Source organism: Winslowiella toletana, assembly GCF_032164335.1.
Taxonomy (GTDB): domain Bacteria; phylum Pseudomonadota; class Gammaproteobacteria; order Enterobacterales; family Enterobacteriaceae; genus Erwinia; species Erwinia toletana_A.
Genome location: NZ_CP134152.1, coordinates 4,597,829 through 4,620,808, shown reverse-complemented (window position 1 = coordinate 4,620,808; position 22,980 = coordinate 4,597,829). Strand labels below are relative to the sequence as shown.

Here is a 22,980-nt window from a genome sequence, read left to right as displayed (position 1 = left end):
ACACCGGACTGCCTTGAGAAGTCTCACTCCGACGGGAGCTAATCCGTGAAAGACTTACTAAAGTTTCTGAAAGCGCAAACTAAGACAGAAGAGTTTGATGCGATCAAAATTGCTCTGGCCTCGCCAGACATGATCCGTTCCTGGTCTTTCGGTGAAGTTAAAAAGCCGGAAACCATTAACTATCGTACGTTCAAACCTGAACGTGACGGTCTGTTCTGTGCGCGTATTTTCGGGCCGGTAAAAGACTATGAGTGCTTGTGCGGTAAGTACAAGCGCCTGAAGCATCGCGGTGTGATCTGTGAGAAGTGTGGCGTTGAAGTTACACAGACCAAAGTTCGCCGTGAGCGCATGGGTCACATCGAGCTGGCTTCGCCAACTGCGCACATCTGGTTCCTGAAATCGCTGCCTTCGCGCATCGGTTTACTGCTGGACATGCCACTGCGTGATATCGAACGCGTGCTGTACTTCGAATCTTATGTAGTGATCGAAGGCGGCATGACCAACCTCGAGAAGCGCCAGATCCTGACTGAAGAGCAGTATCTGGATGCGCTGGAAGAGTTTGGTGATGAATTCGATGCAAAGATGGGTGCGGAAGCTATCCAGGCGCTGTTGAAAAACATGGATCTGGAGCAAGAGTGCGAGCAGCTGCGTGAAGAGCTGAACGAAACCAACTCCGAGACCAAGCGTAAGAAGCTGACCAAGCGTATCAAGCTGCTGGAAGCGTTCGTTCAGTCTGGTAACAAACCAGAGTGGATGATCCTGACCGTGCTGCCGGTACTGCCACCTGATCTGCGTCCACTGGTTCCACTGGATGGCGGCCGTTTTGCTACGTCCGATCTGAACGACCTTTATCGTCGTGTGATCAACCGTAACAACCGTCTGAAACGTCTGCTGGATCTGGCTGCGCCAGACATCATCGTACGTAACGAAAAACGTATGCTGCAGGAAGCGGTCGATGCGCTGCTGGACAACGGTCGTCGCGGTCGTGCGATTACCGGCTCTAACAAGCGTCCGCTGAAATCGCTGGCTGACATGATTAAAGGTAAGCAGGGTCGTTTCCGTCAGAACCTGCTGGGTAAACGTGTCGACTACTCTGGTCGTTCCGTTATTACCGTAGGTCCATACCTGCGCCTGCATCAGTGCGGCCTGCCGAAGAAAATGGCACTGGAACTGTTCAAACCGTTTATCTACGGCAAGCTGGAACTGCGTGGCCTCGCGACCACCATTAAAGCCGCCAAGAAAATGGTTGAGCGTGAAGAAGCTGTCGTCTGGGATATCCTCGACGAAGTGATCCGCGAACACCCGGTGTTGCTGAACCGTGCACCAACACTGCACCGTCTGGGCATCCAGGCGTTTGAGCCAGTACTGATCGAAGGTAAAGCTATTCAGCTGCACCCACTGGTCTGTGCGGCATACAACGCCGACTTCGATGGTGACCAGATGGCTGTTCACGTACCGCTGACGCTGGAAGCCCAGCTGGAAGCGCGTGCGCTGATGATGTCTACCAACAACATCCTGTCTCCAGCGAACGGTGAGCCAATCATTGTTCCTTCTCAGGACGTTGTACTGGGTCTGTACTACATGACCCGTGACTGTGTTAACGCCAAAGGCGAAGGCATGGTGCTGACCGGCCCGAAAGAAGCCGAGCGCATCTACCGTGCTGGCCTGGCATCGCTGCATGCTCGCGTTAAAGTGCGTATTACTGAGCACGAGAAAAACGAGCAGGACGAGTGGGTTGAGAAAACCAGCCTGATCGACACCACCGTTGGTCGCGCCATCCTGTGGATGATCGTGCCTAAAGGTCTGCCTTACTCCATCGTCAACCAGGCGCTGGGTAAGAAAGCGATCTCCAAAATGCTGAACACCTGTTACCGCATTTTGGGCCTGAAGCCGACGGTTATCTTTGCTGACCAGACCATGTACACCGGTTTTGCCTACGCTGCCCGTTCAGGTGCATCGGTAGGTATCGACGATATGGTCATTCCGGCGAAGAAAGTGGAAATCATCACTGAAGCGGAAGCTGAAGTTGCTGAAATCCAGCAGCAGTTCCAGTCTGGTCTGGTTACCGCTGGCGAACGCTACAACAAAGTGATCGATATCTGGGCTGCAGCTAACGAACGCGTTGCTAAAGCGATGATGGAAAACCTGTCGACTGAAACCGTGATTAACCGTGACGGTGTTGAAGAGCGTCAGGTTTCTTTCAACAGCATCTTTATGATGGCCGACTCCGGTGCGCGTGGTTCTGCGGCACAGATTCGTCAGCTGGCAGGTATGCGTGGTCTGATGGCGAAACCAGATGGTTCGATCATCGAGACGCCAATCACTGCGAACTTCCGTGAAGGTCTGAACGTACTCCAGTACTTCATCTCCACGCACGGTGCACGTAAAGGTCTGGCGGATACCGCACTGAAAACTGCGAACTCCGGTTATCTGACGCGTCGTCTGGTTGACGTTGCACAGGATCTGGTCGTAACCGAAGACGACTGTGGTACCCACGAAGGTATCCTGATGACGCCGGTTATCGAAGGTGGTGATGTTAAAGAACCACTGCGTGAGCGCGTACTCGGCCGTGTTACTGCGGAAGACGTTCTCAAGCCAGGTACTGCAGACATTCTGCTGCCACGTAACACTCTGCTGCACGAGCACCAGTGTGACCTGTTGGAAGAGCACTCTGTCGACAGCCTGAAAGTCCGCTCCGTGGTAAGTTGTGAAACTGACTTCGGTGTGTGTGCACACTGTTATGGACGCGATCTGGCGCGTGGTCACATCATCAATAAAGGTGAAGCGATCGGCGTTATTGCAGCACAGTCCATCGGTGAGCCGGGTACTCAGCTGACCATGCGTACGTTCCACATCGGTGGTGCGGCATCGCGTGCGGCAGCCGAATCCAGCATTCAGGTGAAGAACAAAGGTACTATCAAGCTGACCAACGCGAAATCGGTAACGAACTCCGCTGGTAAGCTGGTGATCACCTCGCGTAACGTTGAACTGAAAATGATCGACGAATTTGGTCGTACCAAAGAGAGCTATAAAGTTCCTTACGGTGCCACCATGGCGAAAGGTGATGGCGAACAGGCCGCAGCGGGCGAAACCGTCGCGAACTGGGATCCGCATACCATGCCAGTTATCACCGAAGTGAGTGGTTTCATTCGCTTCACGGATATGGTCGACGGCCAGAGCATCACCCGTCAGACTGACGACTTAACCGGTCTTTCTTCACTGGTTATCCTCGACAGTGCTGAGCGTACTACCGGTGGTAAAGATCTGCGTCCGGCACTGAAAATCGTTGATGCGAACGGTAATGATGTTCTGATCCCTGGTTCAGATATGCCAGCTCAGTACTTCCTGCCAGGCAAAGCGATCGTCCAGCTGGAAGATGGTATTAAGATCAGTTCAGGTGATACCCTGGCGCGTGTTCCTCAGGAATCAGGCGGTACCAAGGATATTACCGGTGGTCTGCCACGCGTTGCGGATCTGTTCGAAGCCCGTCGTCCGAAAGAGCCGGCAATCCTGGCTGAGATCAGCGGTATTATTTCCTTCGGTAAAGAGACCAAAGGTAAACGCCGTCTGGTGATCACCCCGATTGATGGCAGCGAACACTACGAAGAGATGATTCCTAAGTGGCGTCAGCTTAACGTGTTCGAAGGTGAGCGCGTAGAACGTGGTGATGTGGTTTCCGATGGTCCAGAGTCTCCGCATGACATTCTGCGTCTGCGTGGCGTGCATGCTGTGACCCGTTATATCACTAACGAAGTGCAGGAAGTTTACCGTCTGCAAGGCGTTAAGATTAACGATAAACACATCGAAGTCATTGTTCGTCAGATGCTGCGTAAAGCAACCATCGAGAACAACGGTAGTTCAGACTTCCTGGACGGTGAGCAGGTCGAGTTCTCGCGCGTTAAAATCGCGAACCGCGATCTGGAAAACAGCGGCAAGATTGCAGCGACCTTTGCACGCGATCTGCTGGGTATCACCAAGGCATCTCTGGCAACCGAATCGTTCATCTCTGCGGCATCGTTCCAGGAGACCACACGTGTCCTGACCGAAGCAGCCGTTGCAGGTAAACGTGACGAACTGCGCGGCCTGAAAGAGAACGTAATCGTGGGTCGTCTGATCCCAGCCGGTACCGGTTACGCTTATCACCAGGATCGTATGCGTCGCCGTCAGGCAGGTGAAGCACCAGTAGTACCTCAGGTGACTGCAGATGAAGCATCTGCAAGTCTGGCTGAACTGCTGAATGCAGGCCTCGGTGGTAGCGACAACGATTAATCGTTAGTCTGCTATTACGCTATAAAAACCGCTCTTCGGAGCGGTTTTTTTATGCACAGAATTTGGCTGACCTGGGAAATTTCGTATATTTCAACGATTAATGGCGTTCTGAACGGTGCATGCGTATTTTTATCAGGCCACCTAATGTTAAGGACATCATAATGAAATTATTACCTTCTGCTTTACTGGCTTCTGCCACACTTTTATCACTGTCTGCGGTCGCGGCTGAAGCGCCAGCGGCAAAAAATCCGTTAAGCGTACACGTACTCAATCTGCAAACTGGCGTACCGACTGCCGGGGTTAACGTCGAGCTGGAACAGAAACAACAGGATAAGTGGGTGAAACTGGCATCGGGTACGACCGATCAAAATGGTCGTATTACCGCGCTCTATCCGGCAGGTAAAGACTTCGCTGAAGGTGACTACAAAGTGGTTTTTAAAACCGGCGATTACTACCAGAAAGTGAAGCAGGATACCTTCTTCCCGGAAATTCCGGTGATTTTCCATGTGACTAAAACCGATCAGCACTACCATATTCCGTTATTGCTGAGTCAGTACGGTTACTCTACCTATCGCGGTAACTGATTTAGCAAAAAAGGGGCGAAGCTGATCCTTCGCCCAATAACAACACACACTATTTATAGCGCCTGACATCTTCACACGTTAAGCCGATATCCCGCAGTTGCGCGTCACTCAGTGCCGATAAAATTTTTCGCGTTTGCTTTCGCAGTAGCCACGCCTTCCACAGGCGATACGGCAGAATAAACATCAAACGAAAAGGTGACTGCTTAAAAGGTTTACCCGCACGGTTCTCATTAAATTCCATCATCTGTTCCTCATCCGGTATCTGAGAACCATTTTGCGAGCAAAGTGATTTTCAATACAGATGCAAAATTCACCTTTATTTAACATACAGAATGGCGGATAGTACTTCTGAATGGTCGGTTTTACTGCGATCTGTACTGGTTTTTACCTGGCTGATTAAGGTGAGTGTAATACGATGACGCGCTATCAACACCTGGCAACGCTGCTGGCACAGCGGATTGAGCAGGGGCTGTATCAGGGAGGCGAACGACTGCCCTCGGTACGATCGCTGAGTGCTGAGCATGGTGTCAGTATCAGCACCGTGCAACAGGCTTATCACCTGCTTGAGGAGAAACAGCTGATCACTCCACAGCCGCGATCGGGCTATTTCGTCACACCCTGTAAATCGAAGCCGCCGGTACCGCCGATCACCCGACCGGCACAGCGCCCGGTCGAAATCACCCAGTGGGAATCGGTGCTCGAGTTAATTAATTCCCGGCTGGACGAAGACACTTTGCAGCTCGGCAGCGGTATGCCTGATACCAGCCAGCCGACAATCAAACCGTTATGGAAAATCATCAGCCGCCTGGCGCAGAAGCAAGATCCGCGCATGCTGAATTACGACAATATTTACGGTGTTGCGGCACTGCGTGAGCAGGTGGCGCGGATGGCAATAGACAGTGGTTGTCAGCTGTCGCCGGATGAGATTGTGATTACCACCGGCTGCCACGAGGCGCTGTCAGTATCGATCCGCGCCATTTGTCAGCCGGGAGACATTATTGCCGTCGAGTCGCCGACCTTTCACGGTACCATGCAGACACTGCGCGGTTTTGGTATCAAAGTCATTGAGATCCCGACCGACTCCGTTACCGGCATCAGCCTTGAAGCGCTGGAGCTGGCGCTGGAACAGTGGCCGATAAAAGCCGTGATCGTCGTACCCAACTGTAATAACCCATTGGGCTTTATCATGCCCGAGGCGCGCAAACGGGCGCTGCTGTCGATGGCGCAGCGTTATGATATCGGCATTATTGAGGATGATGTGTATGGCGAGCTGGTCTACGAATATCCCCGTCCGCTCAGCATCAAGTCAATGGATGAAGATGGCCGTGTGCTGCTGTGCAGTTCGGTTTCCAAAGTGCTGGCACCTGGATTGCGGGTCGGCTGGGTAGCGCCGGGCCGCTATCTTAATCGGGTTCTGCATTTGAAATATATTGGCACCGGCTCGACCGCGACCCAGACTCAGCTGGCGGTCGCTGAGTTTATCCGTCAGGGATACTATCAGCCGCATCTGCGTAAGATGCGCATGCACTATCAGCGCAACCTCACTATTTTCACCCACTGGGTGCGCCACTATTTTCCCTGCGGTATTTGCGTCAGTCGTCCGCAGGGCGGATTTCTGATGTGGATTGAGCTGCCGGAAGCATTCGATGCAGTGCGACTTAACCGCGAACTGCGAGAATCACATATCCAGATTAGCGTCGGTTCGCTATTTTCCGCCTCGGGTAAATATCGTAACTGTTTGCGGTTGAATTACGCGTTGGCGGTCACGCCACAGACCGAGCGGGCGCTGGCGACAGTCGGGGCAGCCGTTGAGCGTGCGATGGCGAGTTGCATACCCGTTGCTGCAGTAGCAGTAGCAGAAGTTGAAGGCGGGGCCAGCCTGAAGGGATAACAACCGGCCCCGGACGATAACGAAATTGCTACCGACAGCGCCACTATAGCGCTGTCGGTCATTGCAGCCAGCGATGCTTTGGCGGCTTGCGGCCTGTACCGATAACTTTCTGTCGTCGTTGCTTCAGCTTACGGTTTGATGCGGGATGCGTCCCAGATAACCATCCCAGTCCTTCCATACTGGCTGCAAACCCGCCTTGCTCAGCGCGGCAGCAACCTGCTGCGGTGTGCGGGCATCATGGGGAGCAAACTGTTCAAGTTCCGGGCGATTATCGGCATAGCCACCCGGTTGAGTTTTGGAAAAGGCGCTGACGCTGTTGATCGCCAGCGGCACCACATGATCGCGGAAAAACGGCGATTCACGCGTTGACAGCGACAGTTCCACATCCGGTGAGAACAGACGAAACGCGCAAATCACCTGCACTAGCTGGCTTTCGCTCATAATCGATGCGGGTTCTATGCCGCCGGCACAAGGCCGCAGGCGCGGGAAGGAGAGTGAGTAACGGCTTTGCCAGTAAGTTTGCTGCAACCATAACAGGTGTTCAGCAACCATCAAGCAGTCGGTACGCCAGCTGTCAGACAGGCCGATCAGCGCGCCCAGACCGATCTTATCGATCCCGGCACGTCCAAGACGATCGGGGGTTTCCAGTCGGAAGAAGAAGTCCTGCTTGTTACCTTTCAGATGATGCTGGCTATACACCGCCTGATGATAGGTCTCCTGATACACCAGTACGCCATCCAGCCCCAAAGTTTTTAACTCAGCGTATTCATCCTGCGACATCGGCTGCACTTCCATCATCAACGAGCTAAAGCGCTGTCGAATCGCCGGCAGGTGCTGACGAAAATAGTCCATGCCCACTTTACTTTGATGTTCGCCGGTCACCAGCAATAAGTGATCGAATCCCATTGCGCGTATCGCTTCACATTCTCGGGCAATTTCATCACTGTCCAGCGTTTTGCGCTTGATGCGATTGCTCATTGAGAAACCGCAGTAAGTGCAGTCATTGGCGCACAGATTGGAGAGATAGAGCGGAACATAGAAGCTGACGGTATTACCGAACCGCTGGCGCGTCAGCCGCTGTGCCTTTTGCGCCAGCGGTTCGAGATAAGCCGCCGCTGCTGGTGACAGCAACGCCATCAACTCTTCACGTCCGACGCGCGAAGCATTCAAAGCACGTTCAACATCGGCGGCAGTTTTGCTGTTGATACGCAGGGTAATATCATCCCAGTTCAGGGTTTGCCAGCGTGAGATAAAGTCATTCATGATGACACCTCACCGTGCTGCAAAAATGCGGTAAGCGGGCTGGACGCGACCGCCTGCTGCTGCGATACACCCAGCCCGCTGTGCCATGCCAGTTCTCCGGCCTCCACCGCCAGCTTAAAGGCCCGCGCCATCTGCACCGGGTCACGTGCCACCGCAATCGCGGTATTAACCAGCACCGCATCTGCGCCCATTTCCAGCGCTTCGCTGGCATGGCTGGGTGCGCCAATACCGGCATCGACGACGACAGGCACCTTTGCCTGTTCGATGATGATCGCCAGTAAATCGCGGGTTTTTAATCCCTGATTGCTGCCGATAGGCGCACCCAGAGGCATCACTGCGGAACAGCCCGCTTCTTCCAGGCGCTTACACAATACCGGGTCGGCACTGCAGTAGGGCAGCACCACAAATCCATCTTTAACCAGCTGTTCGGCAGCTTTCAGCGTTTCGATGGGATCCGGCAATAAGTAGCGCATATCGGGATGAATTTCGAGTTTTACCCAGTGAGTGCCCAGCGCTTCACGGGCCAGGTGCGCGGCAAATATCGCCTCCGCCGCGGTTTTTGCCCCTGAAGTATTGGGCAGAAGCTGCACGCCAAGCTGCTGTAACGGGGCGAGGATGCCATCATCTCCGCCTTTCAGGTCAACACGTTTCATCGCCATAGTGACCAGCTGAGAACCTGATGCGGCAATCGACTCCAGCATCAATCCTGGCGTGGCAAATTTTCCGGTTCCGGTAAACAGGCGTGATGAAAAGCTTTTGTCTGCAATGTGTAGCATATCAACCTCCGGCGATGGCCTGGAAAATCACCAGTTCATCGCCCTCCTGTAACTGATAAGACGGCCAATGGGCGCGTGGCACAATGGTCTGATTAACCGCCAGCGCGGTACCGGGCTGGTGATGTTCCAGTTGTTCAAGCAGCGCCACAATCGACAACGGCATATCCAGCGTTATCGGCTGGTCATTGACCACAATCCTCATGACTCGCCTCCACAAACCGGACAGTGTGGCGAGCGCTGCAGATTTAAGCTGCGCCAGGTCTGTTGGCGGCCATCAAACAGTCGCAGTTTGCCGTTGAGCGGTGATGAATGTCCGGCCAGTAATTTAACGGCTTCCAGCGCCTGCAACGTGCCAATCACACCGACGACCGGGCCAAGTACTCCTGCGGTACGGCAATTACGCTGGGGTTCCGCTTCATCCGGCCACAGGCAGCGGTAGCAACCCTGCGTCCACGGCGGGGTGATGACCATCAACTGGCCGCCGAAGCCAACCGCACTGCCGCTGACCAGCGGTGTGTTGCTGGCAACACAGGCGGCATTCACCTGTTGACGCGTGGTCATGTTATCGCTGCAGTCCAGCACCAGATCGACCTGTTGTACTGCGGTCTTCAGCGACAGCGGATCCATTCGTTGTTCCAGCGCGATTGACTCCACCTGTGGATTAATCGCCTGCAAATGTCCCTGAGCCAGCAGCGCTTTTGGCTGTCCGATTTCGCTACTGCGAAACAAAATCTGTCGCTGTAAATTGCTGATATGCAATTTGTCATCATCTGCCAGCAGCAATTTGCCCACTCCCGCGGCCGCCAGATAAAGCGCGGCAGGTGAGCCCAGACCGCCCAGTCCGACGATCAGTACGCTGGCGTGCTGCAATTTTTCCTGAGCTTCGATGCCGAACTCCTCCAGCAGCAGCTGACGGCTGTAGCGCAGGAAGTCACTGTCATTCAGCATGCTCAGCCCCTTGTGGCTCTGTCAGCGTCAGCAGAGTTTGCGTGGCTTGTCGCCAGTCTGCCGCCTGAGTAATGGCGCTGACCACCGCAATACTGCCGACACCGCAGGCCAGCACTTCGGGTGCCCGCTCAATGCTGATGCCGCCGATTGCTACGGTAGAAATATCGCCCAGACGGCGAATATGGCGTTTCAGTTCATTCAGCCCCTGTGGCGCAGAGGGCATATCTTTAGTTTGGGTAGGAAAAATATGGCCGAGTGCGATATAAGAGGGGCGCACGGCAAGCGCCCGATCCAGCTCAGCGTCGTCGTGGGTGGAAAGGCCCAGCCGCAGCCCGGCATTGCGTATTGCGGCTAAATCGGCCACATCCAGATCCTCCTGACCGAGATGCACGCCGTAAGCGTTATGTTTAATTGCCAGCTGCCAGTAATCATTGATAAACAAACGTGCGCGATAGCGTTTACCCAGCGCGATGGCTGCAGCTATCGCCGGTTCTACTGCCTCGTCAGGCTGATCTTTTATCCGCAACTGGATGGTGCGAACACCCGCGTCCAGCAAGCGGGCAATCCATTCCACACTGTCGACCACTGGATAAAGCCCGAGTTTTTTTTCAGTGGCAGGGAAGGGCGCGCTCATACATTTTCCTCCTGTTGCAGGCCATCGGCCGGGTGATAAAGTTCGCCGCCGCGACTGCGGAATTCCGTCGACATCTGCGCCATGCCGACCTCAATCGGCTGTGCCATTGCCTCTTGCTGCGCGGCATATTCACGCACTTCCTGGGTAATCTTCATTGAGCAGAATTTCGGGCCGCACATGGAACAGAAATGTGCCACTTTGCCGGATTCCTGCGGCAGAGTTTCATCGTGGTAAGCCCGGGCGGTATGCGGGTCCAGTGCCAGGTTAAACTGATCTTCCCAGCGGAATTCGAAGCGTGCTTTTGACATGGCGTTATCGCGGATCTGCGCGCCCGGATGGCCTTTGGCGAGGTCGGCGGCGTGGGCGGCAATTTTGTAGGTGATCAGTCCCTGTTTGACGTCTTCCTTGTTTGGCAGGCCAAGATGCTCTTTAGGCGTAACGTAACAGAGCATCGCACAGCCGAACCAGCCAATCATCGCCGCGCCAATGCCTGAGGTGAAATGGTCATAGCCTGGCGCAATATCGGTGGTTAACGGGCCGAGGGTATAGAACGGTGCTTCATGGCAGTGTTCCAGCTGTTCGGTCATATTCCGGCGAATCATCTGCATCGGCACATGGCCCGGACCTTCAATCATCACCTGCACATCATATTCCCAGGCGATTTTCGTCAACTCACCCAGCGTACGCAGCTCGGCAAACTGTGCTTCGTCATTGGCATCCTGAATCGAGCCGGGGCGCAGGCCGTCGCCTAATGACAGCGAAATATCATAGGCGGCGCAAATCTGGCAGATGTCGCGGAAATGCTGATAAAGGAAGCTCTCCTGGTGATGTGACAGGCACCATTTGGCCATAATCGATCCGCCACGTGAGACAATACCGGTCAGACGTTTCGCGGTCATTGGCACGTAGCGCAGCAGCACACCGGCGTGAATAGTAAAATAATCCACTCCCTGTTCGGCCTGTTCCAGCAGCGTATCGCGGAAGATTTCCCAGTTAAGGTCTTCGGCAATGCCATTCACTTTCTCCAGCGCCTGATAAATCGGCACCGTACCAATCGGCACCGGGCTGTTACGCAAAATCCATTCGCGAGTTTCGTGAATATAGCGGCCGGTAGAGAGATCCATTACCGTGTCGGCACCCCAGCGGGTAGACCACACCAGTTTCTCCACTTCCTCTTCAATCGAAGAGGTGACCGCGGAATTACCAATATTGGCATTCACTTTCACCAGGAAGTTACGGCCGATAATCATCGGTTCCGATTCCGGATGATTGATATTGGCCGGGATAATCGCGCGACCTGCGGCCACTTCCTGGCGGACAAACTCGGCGGTGATATTTTCCGGCAGCTGTGCACCGAAACTGTTGCCGGGATGCTGTTGCAGCAGAACCTCACCGCGGATGCGATCGCGGCCCATATTTTCCCGCAGCGCGATAAATTCCATTTCCGGCGTGATGATGCCGAGGCGAGCATAGTGCAACTGGGTGACACAGCGACCGGCCAGCGCGCGCTTCGGGCGCGGCAGGTTATCAAAGCGCAAATGCTCCAGTCCTTCATCGGCCAGCCGCTGCTGGCTATAGCTTGAGCTGAGCTGGTCGATCTCTTGTGTATCACCACGTTCAGCAATCCAGCCGGCACGTAATTTCTCCAGGCCAGTATGGACATCAATGCTGGCGCTCGGATCGCCATACGGACCGGCAGTGTCGTACACCGGGACCGGCTCGTTATCCTCAAATTTTGGCTGATCTTTGCTGCCACCCACCATGGTCTGGCTCAGCTGAATTTCACGCATTGGCACACGAATATCCGCGCGTGAACCGCTCAGATAAATTCGTCTGGAATTGGGAAAAGCGGTGCCTTGCAGGGAATCGATAAACTGTTGGGCCTGAGCGCGTTGCTCACGACGACGGGATTTTTTCTCAACGGTAGACATAGCTCATATCCTGATTACAAGGAAAAATGGCTTGTCCGGAGTTCGGAGGGAGTAACAGACGGTGTGACGACGTGTCGGCAAACACCGAAAAAGATTGTTTACTCTTGTTCCCTTCGCAGGTACTAACCTGATCAGGTTCCGCGGATCCCGAATTAACGGTCTCAGCCCCGGGGGGCACTCCGACAAGATGTTGGTCGTATAAAACACAACCAAAAAATAGCCCCTCCAGCATAGGGGGGCTTTTGGCAAACTACAACAAATTTACTACCTGAGCAACCTTACGCCGGACGAACCAGAGCAGGCTCATTGGCCGCTGGCTGTGGGCGCAATTTGTGGTCGAAGGCGAGCTGAATCAGCTTATCTTCAAGAGTAAAGCGTGCTTCAAGCGCTTCACCGACGCCGGATAATGCCTGCTGGAATTCCAGACAGTTGTCATCATCAATCGCCGTTTCCAGGTGAGTATCGTAATAATCCATGATGCGTTCAGTGTTGGCCTGCAGCGCCGGATAAATCTGGGAAGCCGCAATCAGCGGGCTATCACCCTGCAGTTCATCAATGATACGTTCGTAAATATTGAAGTGTCCGGTGGAAAGGTAGTCCACCAGTCTCTGACAAAAGTTATCCAGAGCTTCATCGTCAAGTACGGTTAGTGGATCTTTGTTAGGCTTCATACCCACTAACTGATAATAGGCGGCCAGTAGCGGTCTGCGGGCATTTAACCAGAGATCCACCAGTTCATTACTACCACCGACGCGTGCGGCCAGAGCATCTAACTGGTTAAGCATGATCAACTCCGTTGAGTAAATACCCTGCTACTTTGGGTATTATAGTTATAAGCATCTTTCCGAATACTTAACATCAGTACTACAGAGTGCCTGTTAAAGCAAAGGATAACAAATTTTATGGAACATGAGATCTCAAGCGTAGACGCTGGCTGGTGGGTTGTCAGCCATGAGCAGAAACTTTGGTTACCGAAGGGGGATCTGCCGCACGGTAATGCGGAAACTTTCGGGCTGACAGGATCGAAAGGATCGCTGATCGGTGAATGGCAGGGTGAAAAGGTGTGGTTGATCCGCGAGAACCGCGCGGAAAATATGGGATCGGTACGGCAAATTATCGATCAGGATGTCGGGTTGTTTCAACTGGCGGGGCGCGGGGTCCAACTGGCAGAATTCTTCCGCTCTCATCGCTGGTGCGGTTATTGCGGCCACGAAATGCACCACAGCAAAAGTGAAAATGCCTGTCTCTGCGGCCATTGTCGTCAGCGTTACTATCCGCAAATCGCGCCCTGCATTATTGTCGCCATTCGCCGTGGCGACGAGATACTGCTGGCGCAGCATGCCCGCCATCGCAACGGTATTTATACCGTACTGGCCGGATTTGTTGAGGTCGGCGAAACGCTGGAGCAAGCCGTGGCGCGTGAAGTGATGGAAGAGAGCAGCGTCAAAGTGAAAAACGTGCGTTACGTGACTTCGCAGCCGTGGCCGTTTCCTCATTCACTGATGATGGCGTTTATGGCCGAATACGATGCCGGTGAGTTGCAGCACGATGGTAAAGAGCTGATTGACGCTGGCTGGTATCGCTATGACGAGCTGCCGCTGTTACCGCCGCCGGGTACGGTGGCCCGTCGGCTGATTGAGGATACTGTTGCACTGTGCCGCGCCGAAGCGCAATGAGTGATATACTGAGCACCTGTTTTTGAGAGAGTCTGATGATGAGTGAATTGAAGAACGATCGTTACCTGCGTGCTCTGCTGCGCCAGCCCGTTGATATCACCCCGGTATGGATGATGCGTCAGGCAGGACGTTATTTGCCAGAGTACAAAGCCACTCGCGCAGTGGCGGGTGACTTTATGTCACTGTGCAAGAATGCCGAGCTGGCGTGTGAAGTCACGCTGCAACCACTGCGACGTTATCCGCTTGATGCGGCGATCCTGTTCTCCGATATCCTGACCATTCCTGATGCGATGGGCTTAGGGCTCTACTTCGAAACCGGTGAAGGCCCACGTTTCTCATCGCCGATTACCTGTCGCGCCGATGTGGAAAAACTGCCAATCCCGGACCCGGAGCACGAACTGGGTTACGTGATGAACGCTGTACGCACCATTCGTAAAAACCTGCAGGGTGAAGTGCCGCTGATTGGTTTCTCCGGCAGTCCGTGGACGCTGGCGACCTACATGGTTGAAGGCGGCAGCAGCAAAGCCTTCACCAAAATCAAAAAAATGATGTATGCCGAGCCGGAAACGCTGCATCTGATGCTGGATAAGCTGGCAGATAGCGTCACGCTGTATCTGAACGCTCAGATCCGTGCGGGTGCGCAGTCGCTGATGATTTTTGATACCTGGGGTGGCGTGCTGACCGGTCGCGACTATCGTGATTTCTCCCTGTACTACATGCATAAAATCGTCGACGGCCTGCTGCATGAAAACGAAGGCCGCCGTGTGCCGGTAACGCTGTTTACTAAAGGCGGCGGTCAGTGGCTGGAAGAGATGGCGGCAACCGGTTGTGATGCGCTGGGCCTGGACTGGACGACTGATATCGCCGATGCGCGTCGTCGCGTCGGTGACAAAGTCGCGTTACAGGGCAATATGGACCCGTCGATGCTTTATGCTTCGCCAGAACGCATTCAGCAGGAAGTTGCTGGCATTCTGCAAGGCTTCGGTAAGGGTAACGGCCATGTATTTAACCTGGGGCACGGTATTCATCAGGATGTGCCACCAGAGCATGCCGGTGCCTTTGTGGAGGCAGTACACGCGTTATCGCGTCCTTACCATCAGGAGTAAGCATGGATATTCAGGCGCTGCGCGCTGAGCAGCTGGCCCGTGCAGCGGAAGTGGTTCGCCACGATGACTTTGACTGTTTGCCGCCGCGCCTGATTGCTGGCGCGGATGTCGGATTCGAGCAGCAGGGTGAGGTTACCCGCGCGGCGCTGGTCATACTGGAATATCCTTCGTTAAAACTGGTTGAATACAAGGTGGCGCGCATCGCCACCACCATGCCCTATATTCCGGGCTTCCTCTCCTTCCGAGAATATCCTGCGCTACTGGCTGCCTGGCAGATGCTGGAGCATCGACCCGACTTGGTGCTGGTCGATGGTCACGGCATTTCGCATCCGCGACGCTTGGGCGTTGCCAGCCATTTTGGGCTGCTGGTGGATGTGCCGACCATTGGCGTGGCAAAGCGACGTCTGTGCGGTCGTTTTGAGCCGCTTGATGAAGAACCGGGCTCCCGTCAGCCGCTGCTGGATAAAGGCGAGCAGATCGGCTGGGTATGGCGCAGTAAAAAACGCTGTAACCCGCTGTTTGTTTCAGGCGGTCATCGCGTCAGTCTGGATACCGCGCTACAGTGGGTAGAGAACTGTATGGCGGGTTATCGCCTGCCGGAACCGACCCGCTGGGCAGACGCCGTCGCCTCACAGCGCAGCGCTTTCGTGCGCTGGCAGCAACAGGGTTAACGGTGTGAGTCAGCGGCTTTTCAGGTACACTGCAGGCCGCGCGTCAATGTCTATGAGATCCCAACATGTTACGTAATCCGATTCATCTGCGGCTGGAAAAGCTGGAAAGCTGGCAGCACGTTACTTTTATGGCTTGCCTGTGCGAGCGTATGTATCCCAACTATTGGGCATTCTGCCAGCAGACCGGTTTTGCCGATCCTCAGCTGTATCGCCGCATCCTCGATCTGGTATGGGAAACGCTGGTGGTGAAAGATGCCAAAGTGAATTTCGACAGCCAGCTGGAAAAACTGGAAGAGGCGATTCCAGCGGCAGAGGATTACGATGTTTACGGCGTTCACCCGGCAATTGATGCCTGCGTGGCGCTGAGCGAGTTGCTGCACTCACGTCTGAGCGGTGAAACCTTTAGTCATGCCATCGAAGTGAGTGAAACTTCGATCACGACCGTTGCTATCCTCGAAATGACTCAGGCCGGTCGCGAAATGACCGATGATGAGCTAAAAGTTAATCCTGCAGTGGAAGAGGAGTGGGACATCCAGTGGGAGATTTTTCGCCTGCTGGCAGCCTGCGAGGAGCGGGACCTGGACCTGATTAAAGGACTGCGATCTGACCTGCGCGAGTCGGGAATCAGTAACATCGGTATAAATTTTCAGCAGTAAGGCGATAAAACGTGACTTCACGCCTGATTTGTCATGCCTAAAGGCTTCACATTCGCCCCCTGTCTGGTCTACATTTGGGGGGCTGAAAAATGTTGCTATCGGTGCGTGCAGGCTGAAGAGTGCCGAATGCTGGCTTTTCCCTCGCACTTGATGCTTAGCAAGCGATAAATACACTGTAAGGATAACTTATGAACAAGACTCAACTGATTGATGTAATTGCGGACAAAGCGGACCTGTCTAAGACCCAGGCTAAAGCTGCTCTGGAATCCACCCTGGCTGCGATTACTGAGTCTCTGAAAGAAGGTGATGCTGTACAACTGGTTGGTTTTGGTACCTTTAAAGTTAACCACCGTGCTGAGCGTACTGGCCGCAACCCGCAGACTGGCAACGAAATCAAAATTGCTGCTGCAAACGTACCGGCATTCGTATCTGGTAAAGCACTGAAAGACGCTGTTAAGTAATAGCGTTACAGTGAAGGTTTGAACACTGGGAGCGATTAATCGCTCCTTTTGTTTTTTTGGCTGCCCAGGCTATCTTACTTGTCATATTCGGCTTGCGTAGTGCTCGCACCAATCTGACAGTGACGATGACGCTTTATGAAATTAAAGTCCGTTTTAATTCTTTCAATGGTTCTTCTTGCGGGTTGTAGCTCGCGTTCTTCTCTGCCGGACTTTACCGCCAGCGGCTATCTGGCCGATCGCGGTGCGGTGCGTATCTGGCGCAAAGACACCCATCAGGAAGTGTCGCATATGATGACGGTATTTAGCCCGTTTGAAGGCGACGCGACTGAGATCACCGATTACCACTGGCAGGCTGGCAATTTGCTCTCCATCGAGCGGCATATTAAAGGCGCGCATCCTGATGACATCACCTTGCGATTCGATCAGCAGGGAAAACTCAATTTTATGCAGCGTCAGTTAGTGGGCCGACGCGAATCGGTCTCAGCGGACGCTGTAGAGCTTTATATTTTCGATGCACAGCGAATGCTGAGAATTAGCGACGCGTTGCTTACCGGGCGTGTGATGCTGAAACAGGGGCACTGGCTTTCGGGCGGCGAGGTGAAAACCTGTCAGGGCGCGCAGGAAAAACCAGCACTGGATAACAGCGCAATACAATATATTATGCAGCGACAGAGTCGTTCGGCGGTTCCGGTGAGCATCGCCTGGCTGGAGGCGCCAGAAGGCACGCAGTTACTGTTGGTGGCAAATGAAGATTTTTGTCAGTGGGAGCCGACGGAAAAAGATTTCTGACAGGTGTCAGAATGGGCGGCAATACCTTCTCACCGCCCATTTGCGGTTTATTTGCGATTAATCGCGCGGTAACCGATATCCTTACGGCAAAAACTGCCATCCCACGAGATGTGCTCCATCAGCTGATAAGCCCGCTGTTGTGCCGCAGCCACATCATCACCCAGCGCGGTTACGCATAATACGCGTCCACCATTGGTCACCACCAGATCGTCCTGCATGGTGGTTCCGGCGTGGAATACTTTACCGTCAGCGACTTCTTCCAGTGGCAATCCGTGGATCTGGTCGCCGGTATTGTAGTTGCCCGGATAACCTCCTGCCGCCAGCACCACACCCAGTGAAGGGCGCGGATCCCACTGTGAATCTTTCTGATCTAATTTACCGTCGCAGGCCGCGAGGCAAAGATCAACCAGATCCGATTGCAGACGCAGCATGATCGGTTGCGTCTCCGGATCGCCAAAGCGACAGTTAAATTCGATCACTTTCGGCTGATTGTTGCTGTCGATCATCAGGCCGGCATACAGGAAACCCGTGTAAGTATTACCTTCTGCTGCCATGCCGCGAACGGTTGGCCAGATCACTTCGTCCATTACACGCTGGTGGATTTCATCCGTCACTACCGGCGCCGGGGAGTAGGCACCCATTCCACCGGTGTTAGGGCCGGTATCGCCATCACCGACGCGTTTGTGATCCTGGCTGGTAGCCATCGGCAACACATTTTCACCGTCGACCATCACAATAAAACTGGCCTCTTCACCATCAAGAAACTCTTCCACCACGATGCGGTGGCCAGCGTCGCCAAAAGCATTACCAGCCAGCATATCCTGAATGGCATCTTCCGCTTCCTGCAGCGTCATCGCGACAATCACGCCTTTACCGGCAGCCAGACCGTCAGCTTTAATTACAATTGGCGCGCCTTTACTGCGCACGTATGCCAGAGCTGGCTCTGTTTCGGTGAAATTCTGGTATTCCGCGGTAGGAATCTGGTGACGTGCCAGGAAATCTTTGGTGAAAGCTTTTGAGCCTTCCAGCTGTGCTGCCGCCTGAGTCGGGCCAAAAATCTTCAGACCGGCGGCGCGGAATGCATCAACCACACCGATAACCAGTGGCGCTTCCGGGCCAACGATAGTCAGATCGATTTTTTCTCTCTGAGCAAAATTCAGCAGCGCCGAAATATCCGTCGCGCTGATAGCCACGTTTTGCAGCGCGGGTTCCAGCGCCGTGCCGGCATTGCCTGGCGCGACAAATACCGTTTCGGCCAAAGGAGACTGGGCTGCTTTCCAGGCCAGTGCGTGTTCACGACCGCCATTACCGATAACTAAAATTTTCATCACAAATTCTCCAGAGGACGATTAATGGCGGAAATGGCGCATGTCGGTAAAGATCATCGCAATACCATGCTCGTTGGCTGCGGCAATCACTTCGTCATCACGAATCGAACCGCCCGGCTGAATAACACAGCTAACGCCAACGGCGGCGGCAGCGTCAATACCATCGCGGAACGGGAAGAAGGCGTCGGAAGCCATCGCGCAGCCTTTCACTTCCAGACCTTCGTCTGCGGCTTTAATACCGGCAATTTTCGCTGAGTAGACGCGGCTCATCTGGCCAGCACCAATGCCAATGGTCATATTGTTGCTGGCATACACGATGGCGTTGGACTTAACGAATTTCGCAACTTTCCAGCAGAACAGCGCATCACGCAGCTCATGTTCGCTTGGCTGACGCTGGCTGACTACGCGCAGCTGGCTCTCATCGACCATTCCGAGATCGCGGTCCTGCACCAGTAAGCCACCATTAACGCGTTTGAAATCCAGCCCTTTTTGACGCTGCTGCCACTGGCCGCAGGTCAGCACGCGTACATTCTGTTTAGCTGCGGTGATTTTCAGCGCGGCTTCGCTGGCGGAAGGAGCAATAATCACTTCAACAAACTGGCGGCTGATGATCGCCTGCGCGGTCGCTTCGTCCAGTTCGCGGTTAAAAGCAATAATGCCGCCGAATGCTGAAGTCGGGTCGGTTTTGTAAGCACGCTCGTAAGCATCGAGGATCGCATCACCCACCGCCACACCGCACGGGTTAGCATGCTTGACGATCACGCAGGCCGGCTCGCTAAATTCTTTAACGCATTCCAGTGCGGCATCGGTATCAGCGATGTTGTTATAAGAGAGCGCTTTGCCCTGTAACTGCTGTGCAGTGGCTACCGAAGCTTCAGCGATCTTCTCTTCTATATAGAAGGCAGCATCCTGGTGGCTGTTTTCACCGTAACGCATATCCTGCTTCTTAATGAAGTTCAGGTTTAACGTACGCGGGAAGCGGCCAGCTGGCTCACGGGACTCGCCGTGATAAGCCGGTACCAGGCTACCGAAGTAGTTGGCGATCATGCTGTCATAGGCGGCTGTGTGTTCGAAGGCTTTGATTGCCAGGTCGAAGCGCGTTTCCAGCGTCAGGGAGTTTTCGTTGGCATCCAGCTCGGCAACGATCGCGCTGTAGTCACTGCTGTTTACAACGATCGCCACATCTTTATGGTTCTTGGCGGCGGAGCGCACCATCGTCGGGCCGCCGATATCGATATTCTCTACCGCATCTTCCAGTGAACAACCTTCGCGGGCCACGGTTTCAGCAAACGGATAAAGATTGACGACCACCATGTCGATAGGGGAGATGTCATGCTGCGCCATAATCGCATCATCCTGACCGCGGCGACCGAGAATGCCACCGTGTACTTTCGGGTGCAGCGTTTTGACGCGTCCATCCATCATTTCAGGGAAACCGGTGTAATCCGATACTTCGGTCACTGGCAGGTCCGCATCAGCCAACAGGCGAGCAGTGCCTCCGGTGGAGAGTAGTTCAACACCACGGCTGGAGAGCGCCTGGGCAAATTCAAGGATACCGGCTTTATCAGACACGCTGAGCAGCGCGCGGCGTAGAGGACGAGGTTGTTGCATGGTGGTTATATCCCTTGGCTTTGGTTCGCAATGACTTGGGGTAATGAAACAGCGTTACATCAAGCTTAGCTTTCTCTCTATATATAGAGGGAGAGAAGATAAGTTTCAGGTAACGCCCCAAAAGGAGAGCCCGTTACGTCGCCCGGCATTGTAGCGAAAACGTTTGCGTGATGCTCGTCAAAATTTCCGCCCGATAATGAATGTGGATAAGTTTGTGCATAACCACGTATAAGGTGGCCTTTTGCTGGGGATTGCAGCAAACAGTTAATTTATCGCAATTTACCTGTTGCGGCCTGCGGAGAACTCCCTATAATGCGCCTCCATCGACACGGAACAACGGCTTACCAGCCACGGTGTTGAGAGGTTCAGGAAGTTCTGAACCGCCGGAGAAAAACTTCTGAAAAAGAGGTTGACTCTGAAGGAGGAAAGCGTAATATACGCCACCTCGCAACAGCAAGCCAAATCGCTGATTGCACTGCTCTTTAACAATTTATCAGACAATCTGTGTGGGCACTCGCAGGGTTGATATCGCAAACCATCCTCGGATGGAAAAAATTTGAAATATCAAGTCTCAAGAGTGACTACTATATTCATTACGAATAACAGTTTTAATTCTTTGAGCATCAAGCTTTTTAATTGAAGAGTTTGATCATGGCTCAGATTGAACGCTGGCGGCAGGCCTAACACATGCAAGTCGAACGGTAGCACAGGGGAGCTTGCTCCCCGGGTGACGAGTGGCGGACGGGTGAGTAATGTCTGGGGATCTGCCCGATGGAGGGGGATAACTACTGGAAACGGTAGCTAATACCGCATAACGTCGCAAGACCAAAGTGGGGGACCTTCGGGCCTCACACCATCGGATGAACCCAGATGGGATTAGCTAGTAGGTGGGGTAACGGCTCACCTAGGCGACGATCCCTAGCTGGTCTGAGAGGATGACCAGCCACACTGGAACTGAGACACGGTCCAGACTCCTACGGGAGGCAGCAGTGGGGAATATTGCACAATGGGCGCAAGCCTGATGCAGCCATGCCGCGTGTATGAAGAAGGCCTTCGGGTTGTAAAGTACTTTCAGCGGGGAGGAAGGGATGAGGGTTAATAACCTTCGTCATTGACGTTACCCGCAGAAGAAGCACCGGCTAACTCCGTGCCAGCAGCCGCGGTAATACGGAGGGTGCAAGCGTTAATCGGAATTACTGGGCGTAAAGCGCACGCAGGCGGTTTGTTAAGTCAGATGTGAAATCCCCGGGCTCAACCTGGGAACTGCATTTGAAACTGGCAAGCTTGAGTCTCGTAGAGGGGGGTAGAATTCCAGGTGTAGCGGTGAAATGCGTAGAGATCTGGAGGAATACCGGTGGCGAAGGCGGCCCCCTGGACGAAGACTGACGCTCAGGTGCGAAAGCGTGGGGAGCAAACAGGATTAGATACCCTGGTAGTCCACGCCGTAAACGATGTCGACTTGGAGGTTGTGCCCTTGAGGCGTGGCTTCCGGAGCTAACGCGTTAAGTCGACCGCCTGGGGAGTACGGCCGCAAGGTTAAAACTCAAATGAATTGACGGGGGCCCGCACAAGCGGTGGAGCATGTGGTTTAATTCGATGCAACGCGAAGAACCTTACCTGGCCTTGACATCCACGGAATTCGGCAGAGATGCCTTAGTGCCTTCGGGAACCGTGAGACAGGTGCTGCATGGCTGTCGTCAGCTCGTGTTGTGAAATGTTGGGTTAAGTCCCGCAACGAGCGCAACCCTTATCCTTTGTTGCCAGCGAGTCATGTCGGGAACTCAAAGGAGACTGCCGGTGATAAACCGGAGGAAGGTGGGGATGACGTCAAGTCATCATGGCCCTTACGGCCAGGGCTACACACGTGCTACAATGGCGCATACAAAGAGAAGCGACCTCGCGAGAGCAAGCGGACCTCATAAAGTGCGTCGTAGTCCGGATCGGAGTCTGCAACTCGACTCCGTGAAGTCGGAATCGCTAGTAATCGTAGATCAGAATGCTACGGTGAATACGTTCCCGGGCCTTGTACACACCGCCCGTCACACCATGGGAGTGGGTTGCAAAAGAAGTAGGTAGCTTAACCTTCGGGAGGGCGCTTACCACTTTGTGATTCATGACTGGGGTGAAGTCGTAACAAGGTAACCGTAGGGGAACCTGCGGTTGGATCACCTCCTTACCTATGTGAAGATACCCGCGTAGTGCCCACACAGATTGTCTGATGAAAAAGTAATGAGCAAGGCGCCTGCGAAGTCGCGACACCCCGTGTCCCCTTCGTCTAGCGGTTAGGACTCCGCCCTTTCACGGCGGCAACAGGGGTTCGAATCCCCTAGGGGACGCCACTTGCTTGGTGACAGGTGAAAGGTGTCGCTGAAAATATCTTAAAGCT

At 53.9% G+C, this 22,980-nt stretch carries 19 protein-coding genes, 1 tRNA gene, 1 rRNA gene and 1 riboswitch; of the genes, 11 read left to right on the top strand and 10 right to left on the bottom strand.

The features are described from left to right. The first annotated feature begins 45 nt into the window (after nt 1-45). Entirely contained in the window at nt 46-4,269 is a 4,224-nt protein-coding gene (rpoC, locus tag RIN69_RS20970) for a DNA-directed RNA polymerase subunit beta' (protein ID WP_313854317.1), read from the top strand. 161 nt (nt 4,270-4,430) lie between these two features. Then, nucleotides 4,431-4,853: a hydroxyisourate hydrolase gene (gene uraH, locus RIN69_RS20965; protein ID WP_313854315.1), complete on the top strand. Its 423-nt coding sequence runs from the start codon at nt 4,431-4,433 to the stop codon at nt 4,851-4,853. Nucleotides 4,854-4,902: 49 nt separating this feature from the next. On the opposite strand, the gene RIN69_RS20960 is transcribed toward uraH, so the two are convergent. Continuing rightward, a complete protein-coding gene (locus tag RIN69_RS20960) occupies nt 4,903-5,097 on the bottom strand; it encodes a DUF1127 domain-containing protein (RefSeq protein WP_390902466.1) in 195 nt (64 codons plus the stop codon). A gap of 171 nt (nt 5,098-5,268) precedes the next feature. On the opposite strand from RIN69_RS20960, the gene RIN69_RS20955 reads away from it, so the two are divergent. Then, nucleotides 5,269-6,744, top strand: coding sequence for an aminotransferase-like domain-containing protein (locus tag RIN69_RS20955; protein WP_313854313.1), 1,476 nt, complete (start codon nt 5,269-5,271; stop codon nt 6,742-6,744). A gap of 123 nt (nt 6,745-6,867) precedes the next feature. On the opposite strand, the gene thiH is transcribed toward RIN69_RS20955, so the two are convergent. From thiH to rsd, 7 genes are all read right to left on the bottom strand, one after another. Continuing rightward, on the bottom strand, nt 6,868-8,007 hold the full coding sequence (thiH, locus tag RIN69_RS20950) for a 2-iminoacetate synthase ThiH (protein ID WP_313854311.1): 1,140 nt from the start codon (nt 8,005-8,007) through the stop codon (nt 6,868-6,870). After that, entirely contained in the window at nt 8,004-8,783 is a 780-nt protein-coding gene (locus tag RIN69_RS20945) for a thiazole synthase (RefSeq protein ID WP_313854309.1), read from the bottom strand. The genes thiH and RIN69_RS20945 overlap by 4 nt, the downstream gene beginning before the upstream one ends. Before the next feature lies 1 nt (nt 8,784). Beyond that, complete coding sequence (gene thiS, locus RIN69_RS20940) at nt 8,785-8,985, bottom strand: sulfur carrier protein ThiS (protein ID WP_313854307.1); 201 nt, start codon at nt 8,983-8,985, stop codon at nt 8,785-8,787. Beyond that, nucleotides 8,982-9,731 carry a HesA/MoeB/ThiF family protein gene (locus RIN69_RS20935; RefSeq protein ID WP_313854306.1) on the bottom strand — a complete coding sequence of 250 codons (750 nt, stop codon included), beginning with the start codon at nt 9,729-9,731 and terminating at the stop codon, nt 8,982-8,984. The genes thiS and RIN69_RS20935 overlap by 4 nt, the downstream gene beginning before the upstream one ends. After that, the gene (thiE, locus tag RIN69_RS20930) at nt 9,721-10,365 is read right to left on the bottom strand and encodes a thiamine phosphate synthase (RefSeq protein WP_313854305.1); all 645 of its coding nucleotides are present in this window, start codon (nt 10,363-10,365) and stop codon (nt 9,721-9,723) included. The genes RIN69_RS20935 and thiE overlap by 11 nt, the downstream gene beginning before the upstream one ends. Next, a complete protein-coding gene (gene thiC, locus RIN69_RS20925) occupies nt 10,362-12,296 on the bottom strand; it encodes a phosphomethylpyrimidine synthase ThiC (RefSeq protein WP_313854304.1) in 1,935 nt (644 codons plus the stop codon). Before thiC ends, thiE begins: the two co-directional genes overlap by 4 nt. 91 nt (nt 12,297-12,387) lie before the next feature. Continuing rightward, nucleotides 12,388-12,488, bottom strand: a riboswitch (TPP riboswitch). An 86-nt stretch (nt 12,489-12,574) separates the two neighbouring features. Then, complete coding sequence (gene rsd / locus RIN69_RS20920; RefSeq protein ID WP_313854303.1) at nt 12,575-13,081, bottom strand: sigma D regulator; 507 nt, start codon at nt 13,079-13,081, stop codon at nt 12,575-12,577. A gap of 117 nt (nt 13,082-13,198) precedes the next feature. Between rsd and nudC the strand changes: the two genes are divergently transcribed. The 6 genes from nudC (at nt 13,199) to RIN69_RS20890 (ending at nt 17,655) form a co-directional block, all read left to right on the top strand. Beyond that, entirely contained in the window at nt 13,199-13,972 is a 774-nt protein-coding gene (gene nudC / locus RIN69_RS20915) for an NAD(+) diphosphatase (RefSeq protein ID WP_313854302.1), read from the top strand. Between the two features lie 38 nt (nt 13,973-14,010). Next, a complete protein-coding gene (gene hemE / locus RIN69_RS20910) occupies nt 14,011-15,078 on the top strand; it encodes a uroporphyrinogen decarboxylase (protein ID WP_313857828.1) in 1,068 nt (355 codons plus the stop codon). A 2-nt stretch (nt 15,079-15,080) separates the two neighbouring features. Further along, a complete protein-coding gene (gene nfi, locus RIN69_RS20905) occupies nt 15,081-15,749 on the top strand; it encodes a deoxyribonuclease V (protein ID WP_313854300.1) in 669 nt (222 codons plus the stop codon). Nucleotides 15,750-15,814: 65 nt separating this feature from the next. Next, nucleotides 15,815-16,405 carry a YjaG family protein gene (locus RIN69_RS20900; protein WP_313854297.1) on the top strand — a complete coding sequence of 197 codons (591 nt, stop codon included), beginning with the start codon at nt 15,815-15,817 and terminating at the stop codon, nt 16,403-16,405. A gap of 188 nt (nt 16,406-16,593) precedes the next feature. After that, complete coding sequence (gene hupA / locus RIN69_RS20895) at nt 16,594-16,866, top strand: nucleoid-associated protein HU-alpha (protein WP_017803060.1); 273 nt, start codon at nt 16,594-16,596, stop codon at nt 16,864-16,866. A 135-nt stretch (nt 16,867-17,001) separates the two neighbouring features. Beyond that, entirely contained in the window at nt 17,002-17,655 is a 654-nt protein-coding gene (locus tag RIN69_RS20890) for a DUF1481 domain-containing protein (RefSeq protein ID WP_313854296.1), read from the top strand. 47 nt (nt 17,656-17,702) lie between these two features. Here the strand turns inward: RIN69_RS20890 and purD are convergent, their stop codons facing one another. After that, on the bottom strand, nt 17,703-18,983 hold the full coding sequence (purD, locus tag RIN69_RS20885) for a phosphoribosylamine--glycine ligase (RefSeq protein ID WP_313854295.1): 1,281 nt from the start codon (nt 18,981-18,983) through the stop codon (nt 17,703-17,705). Between the two features lie 21 nt (nt 18,984-19,004). Beyond that, nucleotides 19,005-20,594 carry a bifunctional phosphoribosylaminoimidazolecarboxamide formyltransferase/IMP cyclohydrolase gene (purH, locus tag RIN69_RS20880; protein ID WP_313854293.1) on the bottom strand — a complete coding sequence of 530 codons (1,590 nt, stop codon included), beginning with the start codon at nt 20,592-20,594 and terminating at the stop codon, nt 19,005-19,007. A gap of 633 nt (nt 20,595-21,227) precedes the next feature. On the opposite strand from purH, the gene RIN69_RS20875 reads away from it, so the two are divergent. Both RIN69_RS20875 and RIN69_RS20870 read left to right on the top strand, forming a co-directional pair. Beyond that, nucleotides 21,228-22,770, top strand: a 16S ribosomal RNA gene (locus tag RIN69_RS20875). Between the two features lie 88 nt (nt 22,771-22,858). Then, nucleotides 22,859-22,933: transfer RNA gene (locus RIN69_RS20870), tRNA-Glu, on the top strand. Nucleotides 22,934-22,980 lie beyond the last annotated feature (47 nt).